This is a genomic window from Porphyromonas pasteri (assembly GCF_014647755.1).
GTDB lineage: Bacteria > Bacteroidota > Bacteroidia > Bacteroidales > Porphyromonadaceae > Porphyromonas > Porphyromonas pasteri.
Window position 1 is genome coordinate 799,484 of the sequence record NZ_BMPU01000001.1, and the last position, 20,653, is coordinate 820,136.

11 protein-coding genes are annotated in these 20,653 nt (G+C 55.9%); 6 read left to right on the plus strand and 5 right to left on the minus strand.

The window, feature by feature from the left end; all coding sequences use genetic code 11:
• The first annotated feature begins 556 nt into the window (after positions 1-556).
• Together IEX77_RS03115 and IEX77_RS03120 are read left to right on the plus strand one after the other, a co-directional pair.
• Positions 557-1,153 (plus strand): LemA family protein, encoded by a 597-nt coding sequence (locus IEX77_RS03115; RefSeq protein ID WP_188807654.1) that lies wholly within the window; start codon positions 557-559, stop codon positions 1,151-1,153.
• An 18-nt stretch (positions 1,154-1,171) separates the two neighbouring features.
• The gene (locus tag IEX77_RS03120; protein ID WP_188807655.1) at positions 1,172-2,473 is read left to right on the plus strand and encodes a TPM domain-containing protein; all 1,302 of its coding nucleotides are present in this window, start codon (positions 1,172-1,174) and stop codon (positions 2,471-2,473) included.
• A gap of 89 nt (positions 2,474-2,562) precedes the next feature.
• On the opposite strand, the gene IEX77_RS03125 is transcribed toward IEX77_RS03120, so the two are convergent.
• The 5 genes from IEX77_RS03125 to uvrA form a co-directional block, all read right to left on the minus strand.
• A complete protein-coding gene (locus IEX77_RS03125; RefSeq protein WP_188807656.1) occupies positions 2,563-4,179 on the minus strand; it encodes a RagB/SusD family nutrient uptake outer membrane protein in 1,617 nt (538 codons plus the stop codon).
• 15 nt (positions 4,180-4,194) lie between these two features.
• Positions 4,195-7,422 (minus strand): SusC/RagA family TonB-linked outer membrane protein, encoded by a 3,228-nt coding sequence (locus tag IEX77_RS03130; protein WP_188807657.1) that lies wholly within the window; start codon positions 7,420-7,422, stop codon positions 4,195-4,197.
• Between the two features lie 471 nt (positions 7,423-7,893).
• Positions 7,894-9,264 carry a trigger factor gene (gene tig, locus IEX77_RS03135; protein ID WP_188807658.1) on the minus strand — a complete coding sequence of 457 codons (1,371 nt, stop codon included), beginning with the start codon at positions 9,262-9,264 and terminating at the stop codon, positions 7,894-7,896.
• Between the two features lie 134 nt (positions 9,265-9,398).
• Positions 9,399-10,799: an SWIM zinc finger family protein gene (locus IEX77_RS03140; protein WP_229770782.1), complete on the minus strand. Its 1,401-nt coding sequence runs from the start codon at positions 10,797-10,799 to the stop codon at positions 9,399-9,401.
• Between the two features lie 50 nt (positions 10,800-10,849).
• Positions 10,850-13,699: an excinuclease ABC subunit UvrA gene (gene uvrA / locus IEX77_RS03145; protein ID WP_188807659.1), complete on the minus strand. Its 2,850-nt coding sequence runs from the start codon at positions 13,697-13,699 to the stop codon at positions 10,850-10,852.
• A gap of 511 nt (positions 13,700-14,210) precedes the next feature.
• Here uvrA and IEX77_RS03150 point away from each other — a divergent pair.
• From IEX77_RS03150 to IEX77_RS03165, 4 genes are all read left to right on the plus strand, one after another.
• Positions 14,211-14,423, plus strand: coding sequence for a hypothetical protein (locus IEX77_RS03150; protein WP_188807660.1), 213 nt, complete (start codon positions 14,211-14,213; stop codon positions 14,421-14,423).
• 189 nt (positions 14,424-14,612) lie between these two features.
• A complete protein-coding gene (locus tag IEX77_RS03155; protein ID WP_188807661.1) occupies positions 14,613-16,931 on the plus strand; it encodes an ATP-dependent helicase in 2,319 nt (772 codons plus the stop codon).
• A 189-nt stretch (positions 16,932-17,120) separates the two neighbouring features.
• A complete protein-coding gene (locus IEX77_RS03160; protein ID WP_188807662.1) occupies positions 17,121-19,394 on the plus strand; it encodes a TonB-dependent receptor in 2,274 nt (757 codons plus the stop codon).
• A 378-nt stretch (positions 19,395-19,772) separates the two neighbouring features.
• Positions 19,773-20,645 carry a YitT family protein gene (locus IEX77_RS03165; protein WP_060935251.1) on the plus strand — a complete coding sequence of 291 codons (873 nt, stop codon included), beginning with the start codon at positions 19,773-19,775 and terminating at the stop codon, positions 20,643-20,645.
• The last annotated feature ends 8 nt before the right edge of the window (positions 20,646-20,653 follow it).

Here is a 20,653-nt window from a genome sequence, read left to right on the forward strand (position 1 = left end):
CGAAGAGATACACAAGCCCTTCGCCTTGTCGCACGTATTCCTCTCATCCAGCGGAGGGAAAAGCATCATTCTCGCGAAGAAAAAAGCGCCTCCCCATAGTGGTTTTTCTCTATCTACGTACGTAGTCTTAAAGACCAGGTACGCAAATCCAAATATCCACGTACGTAGATATTAGAGCCACGTACGTAGTCCAAACTTATCTACCACTCGTCCACAACTTTTATCCCTACGCGGAGCAACAATCTAATAGAGCTCAGCGGAGCGACTTATATAGGTTCGCTCGCAGACCCATATAGGTTCATACGCCCCCACCTATGACATGCGAAGGAGCGGGCTATAGTAATAGTCGTTTGCCAATCAACTCGTCCCCAATGCGGGGGCGGAGATTTTGATGCGGAGGCTCTTTAGGCAAAGGACTGCAACGCAAGTAAGTCCGACAATTTGTGTACCTTGGCACAGTCTTTGTACATGGTACATCAAGAAGTAAGTATTCACTAACCTCCGTCGTCTTGTCCGGATTCACTCCCCTGAGACGGCCTAAAACAGTAAGCAAACAATGAAATTCCCTAAGTGGGCTATCGCAGTAGCTGTCATCGTCATCCTCGCCATCTGGGGGATCTCTAAGTACAACGGCCTCGTCACTATTGACCAGAATGTCAAGAACAAGTGGAGCCAGGTAGAGAACCAGTACCAGCGTCGTAGTGACCTCATCCCTAATCTGGTGAATGTCGTCAAGGGCTATACTTCTCACGAGCGTGAGACCCTCGAAGGCGTCATCAATGCCCGTAGCAAGGCTACCTCGACGACGATCAATGCCAACGATATGGACGAAGCTGCACTGAAGCGCTTCCAGCAGAACCAGGATGCTCTCTCCTCGGCCCTCTCTCGTCTGATGGTCGTCGTGGAGAAGTACCCCGATCTGAAGGCTAACGAGCAGTTCCGTGACCTCTCCTCACAGCTCGAAGGGACGGAAAACCGTATCACTACGGCTCGCCGCGACTTCAATGACGCTGCTCAGCAGTACAACACGCACCGCAACAAGTTCCCCACCGTCATCGTCGCTGGGCTCACGGGCTTCCGCGAACGCCCTTACTTCACGGCTCAGGCTGGTAGCGAAGTAGCCCCCACCGTCAACTTCTCTACGGAGAAGTAATTCCCCACTCAAACGACTATGCGCTACAGGATGGATAGAGCGCTCCGACATCTCCTCCTGCTCGCCCTCATTAGCCTCTTCCCACTCGGTCTCTGGGCCGAGGGGAAGGTCTATACGCCCGAGCTCGTACCGAATGTCTTCACGACCGACAGCACGCGTCTGCTCTCCGACCCCGAGGGCTACATCAGTGCTGAGGGGCGAGAGCGCATCGATGCGGCACTCTACGAGATCCGTCGCACGACGGGGGTAGAGTTCGCCACGGTCATACTCCCGAGTATCGGGGAGCGAGATATCGAGAGCTTCTCCACGGACCTCTTTAGGCTATGGGGGTTGGGCTCGAAGACTCGCAATGATGGGCTCCTGCTGCTGGTCGTCATGGACCAGCGTAAGGTGCGCTTCGAGACGGGCTACGGGATGGAGGGGATCTTGACCGACGTCCGTGCCAGCCGTATCCAGCGAGAGTACATCATCCCGCTGATGCGCGAAGGGGACTACGACGGAGCGATATATAATGGTGTCGTGGCCGTAGGTAAGGTACTCCAAGGAGAGGAGTACACCTCCGACCGCAGGACAGCACGTGGCGAAGGGGAGTCCTTCACCTTCATGCTGTGGCTCCTCTACGGTGTCTTGGTATTCTCTGCTGGATATAGCGCCTTCTCCAGCCTCTATGAGGAGAAGCTCCGTAGCCGCACACCGCGCTTAGCCAGAGAGCGCCTTCCTCTGATCGAAGCCCGAGCTAAGACCCACCCCATCCTACTCTACATCATTTGTCTGCCCGTAGGGCTACTCTATCACTTCTATGCACGTCGGGTGCTGAACGAAATACGCCGCCTCGCCAGCTCCTGCCCACAGTGTAGACAGGATAAGATGGCTCCCCTCGCTCCGGCTGAGGGCTGGCGCTATCTGACGCCTGCCGAGCAGAAGGAGATGGAGATCGGCTCACGCCTCTACACGGTCTATCAGTGTAGACACTGTCACTATGCCGAGACCGCTGGACGTGACGTCAGTGACGCATGGACCCGCTGCGAGCACTGTGGAGCCCGTACGGTAGCCCTTGAGCGTACAGAGCTTATCGATGGAGGGCGCTATGAGCGCCGGCACTACCGCTGTCGCAACTGCGGGCACGATTCGCATAGCGACCACCGCCGTCAGTCAGATAATGATGAGCTCTTGAGAGGTATGCTCCTCGGTGCCCTACTCAACTCAGGTCGCAATCGAGGCGGCTGGGGTGGTGGAGGCTTCGGCGGCGGAGGCGGATTTGGCGGAGGTAGCTTCGGTGGAGGCTCCTCGGGTGGTGGTGGTGCCACCGGTGGCTGGTAGCCTCAGCTCCATACCCCTTAGATACGAATTAGCCCCTACGACTCGCAGTGAGTCGTAGGGGCTAATTCATTTAGTCTGTGCGGAGAGCACTAAGGATTCTGCTGACAGAGAGGATTGGACTTAATCTCCGTGTAAGGGATCTTGAACTGCCAGTTCTTATCATCGGCTGTCTTAGGCATCGTCTCGTAGGACGACCCCTGGTTCTTCGTAATGGCCTCCAGGTACTTCGTCTCACCACCGCCATGACCAGCGAAGTCCTTAATGATCTGGAAATTCTTTGCTGCAAGGCGATTCGGCACGATACCCAGACGCTTCATATCGAAGAAGCGTACCCCCTCGAAGAGGAGATCCAGGCGCTTGTGCAGGAAGATCTTCTCGATCAGGGCATCACCCGTCTCCGTGGGCTGTACGAAGTCAGCATCACGCGTCTTCACTACCGTGTAGAGCGTCGTCTGAGCAGCGGCATCCTTCCCCTGGCGAGCTTCAGCCTCAGCCTGGATGTAGTACATTTCGCCGAGTCGCATGATGAGGACGTCCCCCTTACTGGAGGCGTGATTCTGTACACGATACTTCATGCACTGACCTGTGATCTCGAAGCCAGGTACTCCACTGATCAGAGGGAGGTAGCCAGCATCGACATCCTCAGGGATATTCTGATCCAGGTCATAGCAGTACCACCACTTGCGGCGTACGTCATTCGTCCCCAGCTGGTCGAAGATATTCCGATTCACTGCGAAGCGGAAGTGGTCCTCCCAGCCGTTATCGAAGTTCGTCGAGTACTGGGCGAGGAAGGTACCATAGCCTTGGTTCTGCGTCTCGGCATAGCGGTAGCCCCACATCCACTCATTGGCATTGTAGTCGTTGAAGCCATCGAGGAGCTCTTCACCCACCTGGAGCTTAGAGTTAGCGTTCGCTATGGCCTCCTTAGCATAGGTCTCCGCTGCAGCCCAGTCGGACTTACAGAGAGCCACGCGAGCAGCTATACCACAGACCGTCGAGTAGCGCAGGTGGTTGCGCGAATTATTCTGGTCCAGATCCTTGAGTGTCTCCATAGCCATCTTCAGATCTGACTCGATGAGCTCATAGGCTTCAGCGACCGTACCACGGCGAGCAGGCTCATAGAGCTGAGCATTAGTCGCATTTTCATCACGCATGACGACCCCAGGATCACTGGCTGCCGTCGAGGCATTGTAGCGCTTAGCGTAGAGCTGGACGAGCTGATGATAAGCATAGGCGCGGAAGGCGTAGGCTTCCCCTACGGAGTAGAGGATCTTCTTATCCTTACGCTCCTCTTCGGTCAGGGTTTTCTTGAAGCCTCGGATAGCGATATTCGTGTGCTGGATGAGGGTGTAGTAGAAGTCCCAAGCCAGGTAGTTGATGACTCCATCCCCACGCTCATTATGCGCACCCAGATAGGTGTACTCTCTGAGATAAGCTCGCTGCGTATTGATGACATCATCACTCATCAGGTCAAGGCGCAGGTTGAGCGAAGGTGCTCCAGCCCCGAAGGCCTGACCGAAGCTATAGGTGTACATCATGTGATGCAGCCCATTGACGATACCCTGGAGCCCTTCTTGGGTCCCTTCAGCTTGCTTATCCCCCAGCGAGGAGGTGGGAGAGGTTTCGAGGAAGTCCTTCTTGCATGCTGGGAGCGTAAGCAAGCTCACGCCTGCAGCTATGGCAAGGTATTTATGCAATCTCTTCATGATCGTAGGCAAAGATTAGAAGGTGACATTGAGAGTCGTAGTGAAGGTACGGGAGGCAGCATAGCCGACAGTGCCGTGGACGCCGCTATAGCCACTGAAGGGGTTGAGCCCTCTACGCTTGGAGAGGATAAAGAGATTCTCAGCAGCGAAGGTGAGGCCAACACCATCGACCCCGAGCTTCTTAGCGAAGCGCTTGGGGAGGTCGTAGCTCATCGAGATGCTCTTCAGTGCAAGGGCAGTCGAAGAGATGAGCCAGCGGTCAGAGGTCATCGTCGAGAAGTTCTGTGGGTCAGCATCGAGACGAGGAACATCGGTGACCTGCCCAGGCTTGCGCCATGCACGATAGAGGTCTGGGTGCATCGCTGTCCCGGAAGAGAGGTCGCGTGACATCATATCCTGATAGAGCCCATCATAGGACTTACCACCGATCTGGTAGGCAAAGACGAAGTTGAGACCGATATCCTTGTAGCGGAAGTTCGTAGAGAAGCCACCATAGACATCGGGGATAGAGGAGCCGGTGTAGTGCTTGCGGGCCTTTTCCCCATTCTTCGTATAGGTAGCGCGCTCGCCCGTAGCTTCGAGGCCAGGTTCATCAGGATACTTCTCCCGGTCGAGGCGATACATAGCCTTACCATCAGCTGGGTCTACCCCGAGGTATTCGTAGAGGTAGTAGTCAAAGAGACTACGACCTTCCAAATACTTCTTCGTCCCGACGATGATACCATCCTCACGATTGAGGTCAGGGAGCTTGACGATCTTATTCTTCAGCCATGTAGCGTTAGCGCGCATACTCCAAGAGAAGTCGCCTATACGCAGGATCTTAGCACCGAGCTCGAGCTCGAGACCATAGTTGCGGATCTTACCGATATTACGGTCGATACTCCCGACGCCACTCGAGGTAGGTAGCTCATATTCGAAGAGCAGATCCTTCGACTCCTTGTTGAAGACTTCGATCGTACCATCGATTCGGTCAAAGAGGCCGAATTCGAGTGCAACGTCAGAGGTAATTTGGGTTTCCCACGTCAGGTCGGTGTTCCCCACATTCGCTACACGCAGACCAGGCTCATCAAGGTTATTAGCACTGACATTGTAAGTCGTCTGGTAAGGATAATAACCCGAGAGACCGTCATTCCCCGTCTGCCCATAGGAGCCACGGAGCTTGAGTCGGTTGATCCAAGAGACATTCTTCATGAACTTCTCTGAGTTGATATTCCACCCAGCACCGACAGCCCAGAAGTTCCCCCAGCGGCTATTCTTATGGAAGCGGCTGGATCCATCTCGGCGGTAGGCCAGCGAGAGGTTGTAGCGGTCGCTATAGTTGTAGTTGAGACGACCGAAGTAACTCTCCTTACGATAGGTATCTGTATTGGAGTTGACTGAGCGTACCTTGGTATAGTTGGAGAGCTCATCGATGACGATGAACTTCAGGAACTCCTTCGAACCCGACATACCGAAGTTCTCGAGATCATAGCTCTCATGGCCCATGAGGACTTCGAAGTCATGATCCTTACCCACCTTCTTATTATAGTTGGCGAGCTGTGTGAAGGTCAGAGTCGTACCACGACCTACACTCATTTCCAGCAAGCCCTGAGGATTATCCCCCGTCTTGTTGTTGTAGCGGACCTTAGAGCGAGTGTTGCGCTGGTCATAGGCCACCTGGAGTGAGAACTTAAGCCCGTCAATAGGCTTAATATCGAGGTGTGCACGGCCCATCAAGGCATCACGCAGCGACTCAGAGCGGTCGAGGTAAGCCAGCTCGATCGTATTGTAGTTCTTGCGATAGGGACGGGTGACGCTGTGGTCGTAGATCCTATTCCCACGGTCATCGAGGACGTATGCTCCCGTCAGCGGGTCATGGACATGGACAGGATAGATAGGGGCGACAGTCTGGGAGAAGTGTGCACCATTGGCAGAAGTACCACCGAGTGAGCGAGGACCTTCGGAGCGTGTGTGCGTCAGCCCAATGTTCGTACCGAGCGTCAGCCAGGGGCGGATATCATACGAGAGGTTAGCACGGAGGTTGTAGCGCTTGTAGCCTGACTCGATCATGAAGCCACGCTCGTTGAGGTAGTTCAGCGAGAGGTAAGACTGGAGCTTATCGGTGCGGAGACCTCCGCTGAGCGTGTACTCACCACGATGACCCGTGCGGTAGAAGGCATTGTACCAGTCGAGGTCATCGCCATAGAGGAGGCCATTGATCTCGGGATTCAGCTCGCCCGTGGGAAGGAGGATACCAGGATAAGCACCCTTAGCAGGGCCACCCTTAGAGAGCTGATAGACCCCATTGGCGTCCTTACGATAGTAGGAGTCGATACCACTATAGGGATTGTACTTCAGCGCTTGATAAGTCTGGAGGGCTGCGATCGTACCGAGCTCTTCATCAGTCTTATTCTTATTGCGCTCGTCATAGCGGAGCGTGTTGTACCACTGCTGCCAGCGCACCTTGTAGTGGTCCATGGTACCGATCTTATCGTACTCAGGGAGCCCACGCACGGAGAAGCCTTGGCTCGTAGAGAAGGTGAAGTGAGGCTGACCAGCCTGCCCAGCATTACGCTTCGTGGTGATGAGGATGACCCCATTACCTGCACTGGAGCCGTAGAGGGCGGTGGCAGCAGCGTCCTTCAGCACAGAGATATCAGCGATATCCTGCTGAGCGATATCGGAGATACGCCCCGTATAGACAGCGCCATCGACGACGTACAGAGGGGCTGAGGAGGCATTGACCGAGCCGAAGCCACGGATACGGATATCGGCTTCGGAGCCAGGCTGACCCGATGAGGTCGTGACCTGTACCCCTGCGGCAGCACCGGCAAGTGCGTTCGAGGCATTAGAGATCGGTCGGGCAGCAAGCTGCTTGCCACTGATCGAGGCTTGTGCCCCAACGAGGCTCTGCTTCTTCTGCGTACCGTAGGCTACGATGACGACCTTGTCGATGGACTGCTCATCGTTGTCCAGGAGGATGCGAAGTTCTTTGCCCGTGATGGCGACGACCTTACTTGCATAGCCGACGCTCGACACACGTAGCGAGCGAGCTCCCTCGGGGAGGTGAAGGGTGAAGCGTCCCTTCGGGTCGGTCAGCGTACCGATGTTGGGATAGTCTACAGACTGGATTGAGGCCGGGACAATGGGCTCTTTGTCCTCCACAGAGAGGACGATCCCCTTGACGGTGATCTGCTTCTTTTGAGCCCATGCTACTCCTATCGAAAGAGTTAGGAATAGGAGTAAGAGTAAACTCTTCTTCATTTGCGTCTTTGGGTAACTAAGGTAAAACGGATGGGATCTGACGACGGGTGGAGTGGACCTCATCTGCCTCCTGCTGGAGGGTGATGAGATACACATCAAGGTGTGTGCTAAAGGCTCTCCCCTACTCGTGTAGATTGGTGTTCGCGGCGGGAAGGGAGGGTCTGAGAGAGGATGGTACGGCTGTGCGGGTCTACTCGGAGTGCCTACTCTCTTGAATGAAGAGGTACTCAGGGAATGCGTTTAAGACTTATCGCTCAGCCATAGGGAGGAGGTACGTCGGTGAGGGTAATGCGTTGGTCGGAGAGGATCGCTGAGGTGTGTCGGTGTGTCTCTCCTTATCTATCTTGATGGTAAAGGTAGCAAACTTCTTATTAAATATCAATCGCTCTATACCAGAGAATACAAGAAGCCCCGCCGCAGAGATCTGCGACGGGGCTTCTGTCTATATATCTGCTGGGAGAACAGCGAGGCTTAAGCCTTCGTGTCTTCGCTCATCAGCTTGTTGAACTCTTCGGGAGATACTTCCTTCTCCGTGACAGTGATCGCTTCCTTAGCGATAGCAGCGAGCTTGGAGTCAGCGACGCGGTCGATGAGGCTCTCCTTCGTGCGCTCGTCCTTGAGCATGCTCTGAGCGTAGTTCTCGAGCAGTTCGTCGGGCACAGAAGTCATGCCGTACATAGCGAACTGGTTCTTAGCTACGATGAGGGCGAACTTATTGAGGTCCTCATCAGAGATCTGCACACCAGCAGCTTCGAGGAGCTGACCCTTGATGCGGTCAAAGGTGATGTCATCAAGGATCTGTGGCATATCACGATCGAGATCTTCGACCTTAGCCTCAGCGTTGCGAGCGAGGAAGATGCGCTTGAGCAGAGCTTCGTCGTAAGCTACCTTGCCAGCCTTCTTCAGAAGGAGGGCACGCAGGTCACGCGTGAACTTGAAGTCGCTCTCGGTGGCGAACTGCTCAGCGAAGCTCTCCTGGATGTTCTTACGCAGAGCTTCTTCGCTACGGATGTCGCTACCTTCGCCGAAGGCTTCGGTGAAGAAGGCATCGTTGAGCTCAGCAGCTTCGCGGCGTGAGATCTTCGTGATCTGGTAGGAGAAGGCTACACCATCGAGGGCGGGGACAGCTTCCTTCTCGATCTGGAGGAGTGAAGCGATCTCAGGCACCTGACCATCGTAGAGTGCGAAGGGCTCGAAGGTGATCGTATCACCGAGCTTAGCACCGATGAGCTTAGCCTTCTCAGCTTCGCTCTTAGTGAAGCGAGGGAGGATCAGTGCCTGGGCAGCTTCGATACCGCCTTCCTTAGGCTGACCATCAGCGAGCTCGAGGGCACGGCCGTAGACGACGTCGTTGTCTTCTACAGTGTCAGCTTCGACCTGCTTACCAGCGTTCTCAAGCATACGCTTGATCTGCTCGTCTTCCATTTCCTTGGTAGCGACGATGCGGTAGTAGGTGAGCTTGTCCTTCTTCTCGAGCTTAGCTTCGATCTTAGGAGCGAGGGCTACGTCGTAGGAGAATTCGAAGTTCTCTTCCGTAGCGAAGTCGTACTCCTCAGCGTCCTCTACAGGCAGGGGATTGCCGAGGATCTGGAGCTTCTCTTCGTCGATATAGCCGAAGAGAGCGCTGACGACAGCACGGTTGATCTCCTCGACCTTGACCGAGGTGCCTACCTGCTTCTTGATGAGGCCGAGGGGCGCGTGGCCCTTACGGAAGCCAGGGATAGAAGCATTCTTCTGATAGTTCTTCAGTGCCTTATCTACTTGGGGTTGGTAGTCTGCTGCACTCACCTGGACGGTGATGACAGCTGCTACATCGGAGGTCTGCTTAATCGATACAGCCATTCGTCTTTTATTATTTTAATGTATACTATGCTTATTCGTAATATCTGTCGGGGCGGGCAAGGAGGTGAGATCTCCGCCCACAGCACCCTAACAAATTGAGTGCAAAGGTAATCTAAATAGACTACTTAGACAAGCTACCGCAAGCCTGCACCACGGGCGATCCGCTCACGAAGTATCTCGGTAGACTTCGGGTCGTCGAGGATCTCGCCGAGCAGGGAGAGGAACTTCGTCACACGCGTCTCAGGGGTCAGCATCTCCTCTACCGGCAAAGGAGCCGACGAAGGAGCGTCTCCCGAGGGGAGGACGAGCGCCGTCAAGAGCACCTGTGTCACGAAGAACGTGAAGGGCTGCATCTCGGGGGGGAGGAAGTCAGCACGCTCACGGAGGGGGAACATCGGGCGGTATGTGTGGATGAACTTGTAGAAGGGCCCGATGATGAAGGGATTGATGTGCTGCAGGATCGAGGAGAGCTGCACGGGAGTGAAGTGCTGGAGCGTCTCGACATGCATATAGAGATGCTTGATCTCAAGGCGCTTGATGGCGAGCGAGACGGGGTTCTTCCACTCCTTCAAGCAGTCGGCATCATTGACGTAGACGAAGGTCGCCTTCGCCCCCTGCTGTATGGGCTGCTTGAGGAAGGTCTGCTGCGAGACCACCTGCACAGGCAGATGGATGTACTCGCTGTACTGCAGGAGGATGGACTGCCAGAGCAGGACATCGGTCTCGTTCCCTACGATGATATAGCCCTTGTTACGCTCGACCTCCCCCTGATAGACCTCCTCGACGAGGCGGGCCAAGAGGTGCATATAGAAGGGATGCTTGAGGCCGACGATGAAGCCAAAGCCATTCAAGCAGAGGTCATAGAGCAGGTGCTCGACCTCGGAGTAAGCGGGATTGATCTGCTTCTTATCCCAGGGGATAGCCTTCTCGGGATAGGCGGAGCTGAGCTCGGTCTTCCACTGACTGAGTTGGGCACACTCCTCGGCGAACTCCTGCACATCCTCGTAGCAGCGGAAGGAGGATGAGATCGCCAGTGCCTCCTCACAGATCTGCTCAAGGAGGTGATAGTTGCTCTCGGGGAGGATCCCTTCGGGAGAGAAGTACTTCTCCTTCAGGCGCTCGTACTCGGCACGGTACGCATCGCCTACACGGAGGCGGATGCTACGCCCGCCTTTGTAGCTGACATAGATAGAGGAGTATTCGGCAGCATAGCTCAGGCCAGCCCAAGGGTAGCCTGGGACGTGCTCCTCGAGGAAGAGCGATACCGCCTCGAGGTGCTTACAGGTACCGAGGCCATTGGTACGGAAGTCCAGACAGGAGCAGAAGTTGCGATCGCTCTGTACGCCACGGAAGGCGACACGATAGCGGCCGGTGGTGCTACAGACGAGGTAGTCACCCCAGATGCGGTTCTTGTCGAGGTGCTCCACGGTGAAGTCACTCTCGCGTGCGTTCTCACGGCGGAGGGCTACCTGCCACTCCTCGATCGTCATGTTGTCGGGACAGATCTTGTTGGATAAACGGTTTCCAAGTTTCATGGGTGTGGTGGTTATAGTGTTAGGGGTAAGGATTTATTCAATACAACATACTATTTGTGTGAAGCCTTCTTACGGCCAGCAAGCTTGAGTTCGTCGGCGAGGAAAGGTGCCGTAGGGCTATCCTTGACCTTTGCCAAAGCCTCGGGAGTACCAGCGAAGAGCAGCTGTCCTCCGTCCTTCCCACCCTCGGGACCGATCTCGATGATATAGTCGGCACTCTTGAGGACATCAAGGTTATGCTCGATGATGATGACGGTATTCCCGCGATCGACGAGGCGATTGAGGATGCCGAGGAGGACGCGGATATCCTCGAAGTGCAGGCCCGTAGTCGGCTCGTCCAGGATATAGACGGTCTTACCCGTGTCGCGCTTAGCGAGCTCGGAGGCCAGCTTGATACGCTGGCTCTCTCCGCCAGAGAGGGTCGTCGAGGACTGCCCGAGCTTGATATAGCCGAGGCCTACATCCTGCAGGACCTGAAGCTTCTTGAGGATATGGGGGACGTGAGCAAAGAACTCCACCGCCGCATTGATCGTCATATCGAGGACGTCGGCGATGGACTTACCCTTGAAGCGCACCTCGAGGGTCTCTCTATTATAGCGACGCCCGTGACAAGCCTCGCAGGGAGCGAAGACGTCGGGGAGGAAGTTCATCTCGATGGTCTTGTAGCCATTCCCCGAGCAGGTCTCACAGCGTCCGCCCGAGACGTTGAAGGAGAAGCGTCCAGGCTTGTAGCCACGCATCTTGCTCTCGGGAAGCCCCACGAAGAGGTTACGGATATCGGTGAAGACACCCGTATAAGTCGCGGGATTACTGCGGGGCGTACGGCCGATAGGCGACTGGTCTACGGCGACGACCTTGTCGACGTACTCCAGCCCCTCGATGCTATCATAGGGCAGCGGATCCTTCAGCGAAGAATAGAGGTGCTGACTGAGGATAGGCAGCAGGGTCTCATTGATGAGCGTGCTCTTACCACTCCCCGATACCCCAGCGACACATATCATTGTCCCCAGTGGGAGGCTGACATCAATACCACGAAGGTTATTGCCACGTGCGCCTGTCAGGCGGAGCTGACGCTCGGTCATCGGGCGACGCTCGGGGGCGATCTCGATGGTCTCGACACCGCTGATATAGCGTGCCGTCAGCGTACCTGCTCGCATCATCGCCTCGGGCGAGCCCGAGAAGACGACCTCGCCACCGAGGCGGCCTGCCTTCGGCCCCATATCGATGATATGGTCTGCCTCGAGCATCATATCCTTGTCATGCTCGACGACGATGACGGTATTCCCCAGATCACGGAGCTTCTGCAGCGAATGGATGAGGCGCACATTGTCTCGCTGGTGGAGACCAATACTCGGCTCATCGAGGATATAGAGTACCTCGACCAGCTGGGTACCTATTTGTGTCGCCAGACGGATACGCTGGCTCTCGCCCCCTGAGAGGGAGGCGGTCATGCGGTTCATAGAGAGGTAGCCGAGACCCACATCCAGGAGGAAGGACAGACGGGTACGGATCTCCTTGAGTACCTCGGTAGCGATGGTACGCTGCTGATCCGTCAACTTATCCTCCAGCCCCTCAAGCCAAGAGGCCAGGTGCGTCAGCTCCATCGAAGCGACCTCACCGATATTCTTCCCGCCGATGAAGTAGTGCAGGGCTTCCTTGTTCAGGCGTCCACCATGGCACTCGGGGCAGACCTCTGCGCGGGTGAACTGTGCCATCCACTTCTCTGCGCCTCGGGGACTCTCCTCCTCTTCGCTCTGCGCCATAAGGTAGGCACCGAGGCCATCATAAGAGAGGGGTACGCCACGCAGCTCTGTGAAGCGGTCGTCCAGCAGGACTAAGTCCTCTTCACTGCCCTCGACGATCTCTGTGAGTAGGTCATCGGGCAGCTGGGAGATAGGATCCTTGATCGAGACCTCATACTTAGCGCAGAGGGCTTCGATCTGGGCGAAGACCAGCGTACGGCGGTACTTCCCCAAGGGGAGAATCCCCCCAGCATAGATGCTCTTCGTGCGGTCGGGCACGATGCTATCGAGGTCGATGACACGCACTTCGCCGAGGCCCTTACAGCGCGGACAGCTGCCGTTAGGCGAGTTGAAGGAGAAGTTGTGCGGTGCAGGCTCGTTGTATGATAGCCCCGTCTCGGGGTCCATCAGATGGCGGCTGAAGTAAGCGACCCCGCCCGTGGCGATCTCTTGGAGCATCATCACCCCGTCGCCCTCCTTGAGGGTCAGGCGGAGGCTGGCAAGTAGGCGGTCGCGGTTCTTCTCCGCTATGGTGAGTTTGTCGGTCTGTACCTCGACGCTATGGAGCTTGTAGCGGTCGAGCTTCATGCCGTAGGTGATCTCTCGTAGCTCCCCGTCGACGCGGACGGTGAGGAAGCTCTTCTTACGAAGCTGCTCGAAGAGCTCTTTATAATGCCCCTTACGCTGCTTGACGACGGGGGCCAAGAGGAGGACCTTCTTTCCCTCATAGCGCTCGAGGAGGAGCTCCAGGATCTGCTCCTCGGTATAGCGCACCATGGGCTTGCCCGAGAGGTACGATATAGCGGTACCTGCGCGTGCATAGAGGAGGCGGAAGAAGTCGTAGATCTCCGTGACGGTCCCGACGGTAGAGCGGGGATTGCGGTTCGTGGTCTTCTGCTCGATAGATATGACGGGGCCGAGACCTGTGATCTCATCGACGTCAGGGCGCTCGAGACCTCCACCAAGGAAGCCTCGGGCATAGGAGCTGAACGTCTCGATATAGCGACGCTGGCCCTCAGCGTAGATGGTGTCGAATGCCAAGGAGGACTTCCCGCTCCCACTCAGGCCGGTGAAGACCGTCAGCGAGTAGCGAGGGATGTGAGCATCCACGTCCTTAAGGTTGTGCACGCGGGCACCACGAATATCTAAGTCTTGCATCTAATAAATGAAAGGAAGACCCGAGCAGAGCCTACCATGAAAGAATGTATAGTACACAAAGTTACGAATAAATCGGCTCTCCTACTCGTGCAAGATCGTCGCCTCGCGCCCACCGGGAAGCGAGACTTCGCCACAGGGCTATCGCCCCCCACGCAGGGGGCTAAACCAACCACTACTGGTCAGTGCTCCGACCAGTAGTGGTTCGCAGCGTGACCAGTAGTGGTTCATATTAGTGACCAGTACTGGTTCGTTCACCGACCAGTACTGGTTAGTTTCCCCTCTCGTAGTAAAGACCTCTCCGAGCCCCCTTCTTAGCTTACTTCTCCGCCTACAAATATAGCTATGCACTCTATTCTCTATGAGGAGAATAGGAGCACCTTTGTGAAGCGCTCTTGGTATCATAAATATGTCGTACCTTTGCAACGAAGCCAAGGCAAAACTAATACAACACATCTGTCTTGCCCTCGGGCTTTCCCCACGCAACTCACGTGAATTCGTAATTATAATGCCTATGGAGCGAATCCTACTCACTATCCTTTACGCCTTCCTCGCTTGGCTACTCTATTATGCAGAGTCCGCTGGTGACAACTGGAAGGATCGTCTTCCCAGTCTCTTCCTCTTCATGCTCCTCGTCGGAGCTATCCCCGAAGGGGTACGCCTCACGCGTCGCCTCCTCCATCGCTTGCGTAGAGACTGGCACAGCCATCGTAGTATGCAGCACTAAGCTGTAGCTCGGAGACAGCGACGCCCTAAGAGCAGTGAGCCCCGCAATGCGACCGCATTGTGGGGCTCATACCTATATATTATGGAGAGATTCGCTGTACCTTTGCGGGGCAAAAGAAGCCCTTAGCTCTCGAAGCAAGAGCTCGGCATATCGGCATTCCCCTACATTATTATATATACCCCTCTCGTCATGAGTGCAAGTGATACCCTCGACCTTCCCTACCTCAGTGAGCTCAACGAAGCCCAGCGTGCCGCCGTCGTCTACAACGATGGCCCTGCACTGGTCATCGCTGGCGCAGGCAGCGGCAAGACCCGCGTCCTCGTCTACAAGCTCCTCTATCTCTTAGACTCGGGCTATCACCCCGCAGGTCTCATGGCGCTGACCTTCACCAACAAGGCCGCCCGTGAGATGCAGGCGCGTATCTCCCGCCACGTCGGCTCGGTAGCTCGGCAGATCCACATGGGCACCTTCCACTCGATCTTCGGGAAGATCCTCCGCCAACATGCTCCCCTACTCGGCTACACCTCGGACTACTCGATCTACAACACCTCCGACAGCCGTAGCCGTATCAAGGCCATCATCAAGCAGCTCGGTCTCGACGACAAGGTCTACAAGCCCAATGTCGTGCACAACCGCATCTCCTCGGCGAAGAACCGCCTCATCACCGCCAGTGCCTACGCCTCCTACACTGACTTCCTCAAGTACGATGCGAAGAGTGGCCTGCCGAAGCTCTACGAGATCTACCAGCACTACGAGGCTGAGCTCAAGCGCTCCAATGCGATGGACTTCGATGACCTCCTGCTACAGATCAATATCCTCTTCCGCCAGCATCCCGATGTACTGAAGCTCTGGCAGGACCGCATCGATTACCTCCTCATCGACGAGTATCAGGATACCAACTTCGCCCAGTACATGATCGCACGCCAGCTGATGCAGGACAAGGGTGCTATCTTCGTCGTCGGCGATGATGCCCAGAGTATCTACTCCTTCCGCGGAGCGAACTTGGACAATATCCTCAGCTTCGAGAAGACCTTCCCCAACGCCCGCACCTTCAAGCTCGAGCGCAACTACCGCTCCACGCAGACCATCGTCAAGGCCGCGGGACAGATCATCGCAAACAATGAATACCAGATCCCCAAGGATGTCTTCTCAGAGGAGTCTATCGGTGAGCCTATCACCGTACATGAGGCGCTCACGGGTGACCTCGAAGCTCTCTGGGTCTCCGACGAAGTGCAGCGTCTTCACCGCGATGGTGCTCCCTACAGCTCGATAGCCATCCTCTACCGCACCAATGCGCAGAGCCGTACCCTCGAGCAGGTCTTCCGCCGTGTTGGACTCCCCTTCCGTATCTATGGCGGACGCTCATTCTTTGACCACAAGGAGATCATGGACGTCGTCGCCTACTTCCGCGTCTTGGTCAATGAGCTGGATGAAGAGGCTCTCCTGCGTATCATCAACTATCCCAAGCGAAGTATCGGCGACACGACAGTACAGCGTGTGCGTCAGGCCGCCTCACAGCAGGGGCTGCCGATGATGCAGATCCTCCGTGAGCCCCTGGTCTATGGTGTCGAGGTCAATAAGCCCACCGCTGCCCGACTACAAGCCTTCGCTGCCCTTCTCGATGACCTACGCGCCTACAACCAGCAGGAGGATGACCTCTATGCGATCGCCGAGCGCGTGATCAATGAGACGGGTATCCTCACCGACCTCAAAAGCGACACCACCAGCGAAGGCAAGGGGCGTGTAGAGAATATCCAGGAGCTACTCGGCGGTATCGACGAATACATCCATGCCGCTCTCGAGGCCGACCAGACGCCCTCACTCGGCGTCTACCTCAGCGAGATCGCACTGATGACCGACCAAGACAAGACGGGCGACGATGAGGACTGCATCACGCTGATGACCGTCCACTCGGCAAAGGGACTGGAGTTCCCTCACGTATTTATCGTAGGGCTGGAGGAAGATCTCTTCCCCTCGATGATGAGCAATACGGGCAAGGAACTGGAGGAAGAGCGCCGACTCTTCTACGTCGCCCTGACGCGTGCTGAGAAGACTTGTCATATCGGCTATGCGAGAGAGCGCTTCCGCAACGGGCGCACGGAGTTCAGCCGTCCCAGCCGCTTCGTCCGTGAGCTCCCCAAGGAATTAGTGACCTTCGACTCAGGATTAAGCAGTCACGCCTCGCCCTGGGACCGACCCAAGGCAGTACGTCCCGCAGGTGGTGACCTCCCGACGGACTTCTCCGATCGCCCCGTCTTCCGTTCGGCTCCTCCCGCTCCTTCGCGCCGTGTCCTCATCGAGCGCCGAGAGGCGAGTGACACACCCGAGGAGAAGCACAAGCGTATCGGTGCGCTCGCTGTCGGCGGACGCGTCGTGCACAAGCGCTTCGGTGCGGGTGTCATCGACGAGCTCGAAGGTCGTGGCGACAATGCCAAGGCTACCGTCACCTTCGACACGGGCGAGACGAAGAAGCTCCTCCTGCGCTTCGCCCAACTCGAGGTGCTTTAGGGAGAGGCTATACCTATTATATAGGTGCGCAGGGCTGTCAGTTGACAGCCCTGCGCATTTATTTTCCTCTCACAGGAAAGCTATACCTTTGCTACTGCCTCACGGGAGGGAGCTCCCAGCACGTGAATGCGTGCACTCCTACCCCCAGCAGGCGCCAAACCTATTTATACAAACCAAAACCTGTACATCATGAAGCGATTTATCTGCCTCATGGCGCTGGCGTTACCTATGACGCTGGCAGGCCAGACTACAGACTCAGCCGACTCGGCTCAAGTCATCGGCGAAGTCGTAGTACGTGGTGCCCGTGTGATGGCACCGAGTACAGTCGTCAAGATCCCTGCTCCACGCCGTGAGATCCCCCTGACGACGAATATCCTTCCTCTTGAGAAGATCCGCCTCTTAGGCTACACCGATCCCGCACAAGCTATGCAGACCGTCCCTGGTGTAGGAGCATTCAAGGACTACGGTGGCTTCCACATGTTCTTCCTCCGAGGCTTCTACGAGTCCGTAGTCCTCAACGATGGGATGCGCGATGAGCGTCATGCGCTCTGGCAATCAGCACCTCTTACGGGGATGGCAGCGGTAGATCACATCGAGGTCCTCAAGGGGGCTGCCTCAATGAGCGTAGGTCACTCCGCTCTCGGTGGTGTCATCAACATCATCAATAAGCAACCTAAGGCCCGTCCAGCCTTCGACGCAAGCTATACCATCGGCTCGTACGGCACGCATCGTATCACAGCTGGTGGGACAAGTGCGATCTCAAGCAAGGCCAATGCACGTGCCGACGTGGAGTATTCGACCAGTGATGGCTGGCGTGGTAACTACACGAAGATCGCCAATGCACATGCCGCTGTCGACATTAAGCTTTCGCCCAAGCACAAGCTTGGCTTCGCAGCGATCATAAGCCACGACCAGTTCCGTGGTGATTATGGTCAGCCACACCTCAAGTGGGACGTCTACGATAGCACGACCGATGAGCTGGCTTACAAGCGAGGTACCTTCCCCAGCAGCGAACCTGCCTCGAGAGCTTACACCGACCCCAATGAGTTCCTGACGAATAAGACGGTCAAGTTCCACGCCAAGTACAACTACGCGATCGACGAGCGCTGGAGACTCTCCGAGCACGCTTTCTTCGCTTACGATAGCCTCAACTACTACTCCACCGACGGGCTGAACTATCTCACGGGAGCAAAAGCCACCGGTGCTAAGCACTATTACCTCGACGGCACGACGAAGGTACCTGTACTCATCGACCGCGTAGAGCGTGATGGCTTCGGCTTTGCCTATGGGACGCTGACGGCACAGAATCAGATCGAGCTGACGGGACGTCTACGTTGGGGCAATACCAGCCACGCGATCCTCGCTGCTCACAACTTCTCCTACATGGATCTTCGTCGCTCTGACCGCGCACTCTATACCGGTGCTGGCGTCGGGTCTATAGTGACGCTGAAGGATCCTATCCTCGATCAGGGCCCGATCTATATGAAGTACCGCCGCATGCAGGTCTTCAAGGACCTGGTCAATGGGGTATCTCTGCAGGACTTCATAACGTGGCAGAATCTGCGACTCCTTGCTGGGGTACGTATGGACTTCTTCCGTCGTGACTTCGGCATCTACAATACGGATGACCGCAAGCTCCTCGACCGCACCACCGACCAGATACTTACGAATGCCGCACTGACCTATCGCCTCGGCGCTGTGTACAACATCACGCCGAGCTTCAACATCTACGGCTCCGTGTCCTCCTTCTTCAAGCCCCAGCGCATCACCCTCTCACCCGAGGTAGTCTATATGGCTGCTGACGGACATGAGATGAGTGCCGAAGAGCTCAAGAGCTTCAAGCCGCTGACGGGTCGCCAGTGGGAAGCCGGTCTGCATCTGGATCTCGGCAACGAACTCTCGCTTCACGCCGCAGCCTACCATATCACGCTAAGCAATATGGTCCGCACCAACCTCGGTGTAGCTGCCGACGGCCGCAAGATCGGTGGCCCTATCGGGAAGTCCATCAGTAAGGGTGTCGAGCTGGAGATGAATTACGCGCCCTCTTCTGTCTTTGACTTCAACCTCGGCTATTCGCTCACCGACGCGCGTATCGCCGAATACACGTCGAGCAACTTCACGCAAAACGTCTCCGCGGGCAATCGCCTCAAGCGCGTTCCTCGTGATAAGGTCTCCGCTTGGGCCTTCTACAACGCTCCTTTCAGTAGCGAGACCGTCCTGAGACTGGGCTTCGGTGCGATCCACACGGGCAGCTTCTACTCCGACGAGACCAATATCTATAAGATCGATCCCAGTACGATCTTCAACACCGTCGTAAGCTTCTCGCCTATGAAGGCGCTGAGCCTGCAGCTGAATGTCAACAATCTCTTCGACACCGTCTACTACAGCACGACGATCAACAGCACGCAGTTCATCCCCGCCGAAGGGCGCAACGTCCAGTTCACCGCTTCACTTCACATCTAATTCAGCCCATCGCGCGGCTGAAAGAGCCCTTTTCCTTCCCCTTCCTTCGCCCAAGAGCGGAGGGAGGGGAAGGCGTTTTTCGTCGGGTCAGAAGGCAATTCCTGAGACCTCTACAAAGCCTGTCTACACAGGGTATTCGGAGGGACTGAGAAAAGCAATATAACTTTCACCGAAAAGTAATATAACATTCAGTGAAAAGTAATATAACTTCTGAGTGAAAGTAATATAACATTCGGGGCAAGGTAATATAACTTCAGAGGCGAAGTCATATCACTTTCAGTAGCTTCATCGGGTGGCTTCGGCGGGATCTCCCTTCGGGAGGCTGCAGAATCAACCAGAGGAATTATCTTTGTGAGAGAAACATCTACCTCATACACTATGCCTACCGCTCCGACAACGAAGAAGCAGCTCCTGCTCGATGCCTTTCTCATCGTCTTCGGCTCCTTTATTTTGGCCATTGGCTACAGTCTTTTCCTCGCCCCCGCACACATTAGCCCGGGCGGCGTCTATGGTTTGGCGCTCGTCATCCGCGAGGTCGCTCGCAGCCTCTTCGGGCTGGAATTGGGTCTCGGTACCATTGCTCTTGTCTTCAACATCCCGCTCTTCCTCCTGGCGATGAAGGGACTTGGGAAGATCACCGCAGTCAAGACCGTCGTGACCTTCGTCCTCGTCGCTCTCTTTTCTGACCTCATCGAGACGTGGTCAGGGGGTCGCCCGCTCGTCGAAGAGTCTATTCTGTGTAGCTTCTACGGCGGGGCTCTGCTCGGAGTAAGTGTATGGATGATCTTCACGGCACAAAGTACCTGCGCAGGTACCGATACCTTGGCACGCGTACTATCTCGTGCGTTCAACACGAAGGTCAGTACCCTGATCATGCTCATCGACTCGCTGATCGTCCTCTTGGGGCTGTGGGTCTTCCAAGACTGGCGTGTGCCCCTCTATTCGTGGATCGCTATCTTCGTCTACAGCAAGGTCGTCGACGCACTCCAGCCTCAGAATCCTCACAAGTCGGTCTTCATCATCTCGGACAAGACGCAGGAGCTTCGTGAGGTACTCATCGGACAAGTCGGCGTGCGTGGCACCTTCCTCCACGGCCAAGGGATGTACTCGGGTACGCCCCGTGAGGTGCTCTTCATCATCATCGAGCGTAAGCACTTCGCTATGCTGAAGAAACTCGTCAAGGATCTTGACCCCAAGGCCTTCATCACGACAGCTGATGCGTCCAACGACAGTATGCCGCTCCTCCCCTAATCTCACAC

Bases quoted from the DNA above. Each gene is read 5' to 3' on its own strand.
- IEX77_RS03115 (WP_188807654.1), top strand. From the start codon at position 557: ATGAAATTCCCTAAGTGGGCTATCGCAGTAGCTGTCATCGTCATCCTC.
- IEX77_RS03120 (WP_188807655.1), top strand. From the start codon at position 1,172: ATGCGCTACAGGATGGATAGAGCGCTCCGACATCTCCTCCTGCTCGCC.
- IEX77_RS03125 (WP_188807656.1), bottom strand. From the start codon at position 4,179: ATGAAGAGATTGCATAAATACCTTGCCATAGCTGCAGGCGTGAGCTTG.
- IEX77_RS03130 (WP_188807657.1), bottom strand. From the start codon at position 7,422: ATGAAGAAGAGTTTACTCTTACTCCTATTCCTAACTCTTTCGATAGGA.
- tig (WP_188807658.1), bottom strand. From the start codon at position 9,264: ATGGCTGTATCGATTAAGCAGACCTCCGATGTAGCAGCTGTCATCACC.
- IEX77_RS03140 (WP_229770782.1), bottom strand. From the start codon at position 10,799: ATGAAACTTGGAAACCGTTTATCCAACAAGATCTGTCCCGACAACATG.
- uvrA (WP_188807659.1), bottom strand. From the start codon at position 13,699: ATGCAAGACTTAGATATTCGTGGTGCCCGCGTGCACAACCTTAAGGAC.
- IEX77_RS03150 (WP_188807660.1), top strand. From the start codon at position 14,211: ATGGAGCGAATCCTACTCACTATCCTTTACGCCTTCCTCGCTTGGCTA.
- IEX77_RS03155 (WP_188807661.1), top strand. From the start codon at position 14,613: ATGAGTGCAAGTGATACCCTCGACCTTCCCTACCTCAGTGAGCTCAAC.
- IEX77_RS03160 (WP_188807662.1), top strand. From the start codon at position 17,121: ATGAAGCGATTTATCTGCCTCATGGCGCTGGCGTTACCTATGACGCTG.
- IEX77_RS03165 (WP_060935251.1), top strand. From the start codon at position 19,773: ATGCCTACCGCTCCGACAACGAAGAAGCAGCTCCTGCTCGATGCCTTT.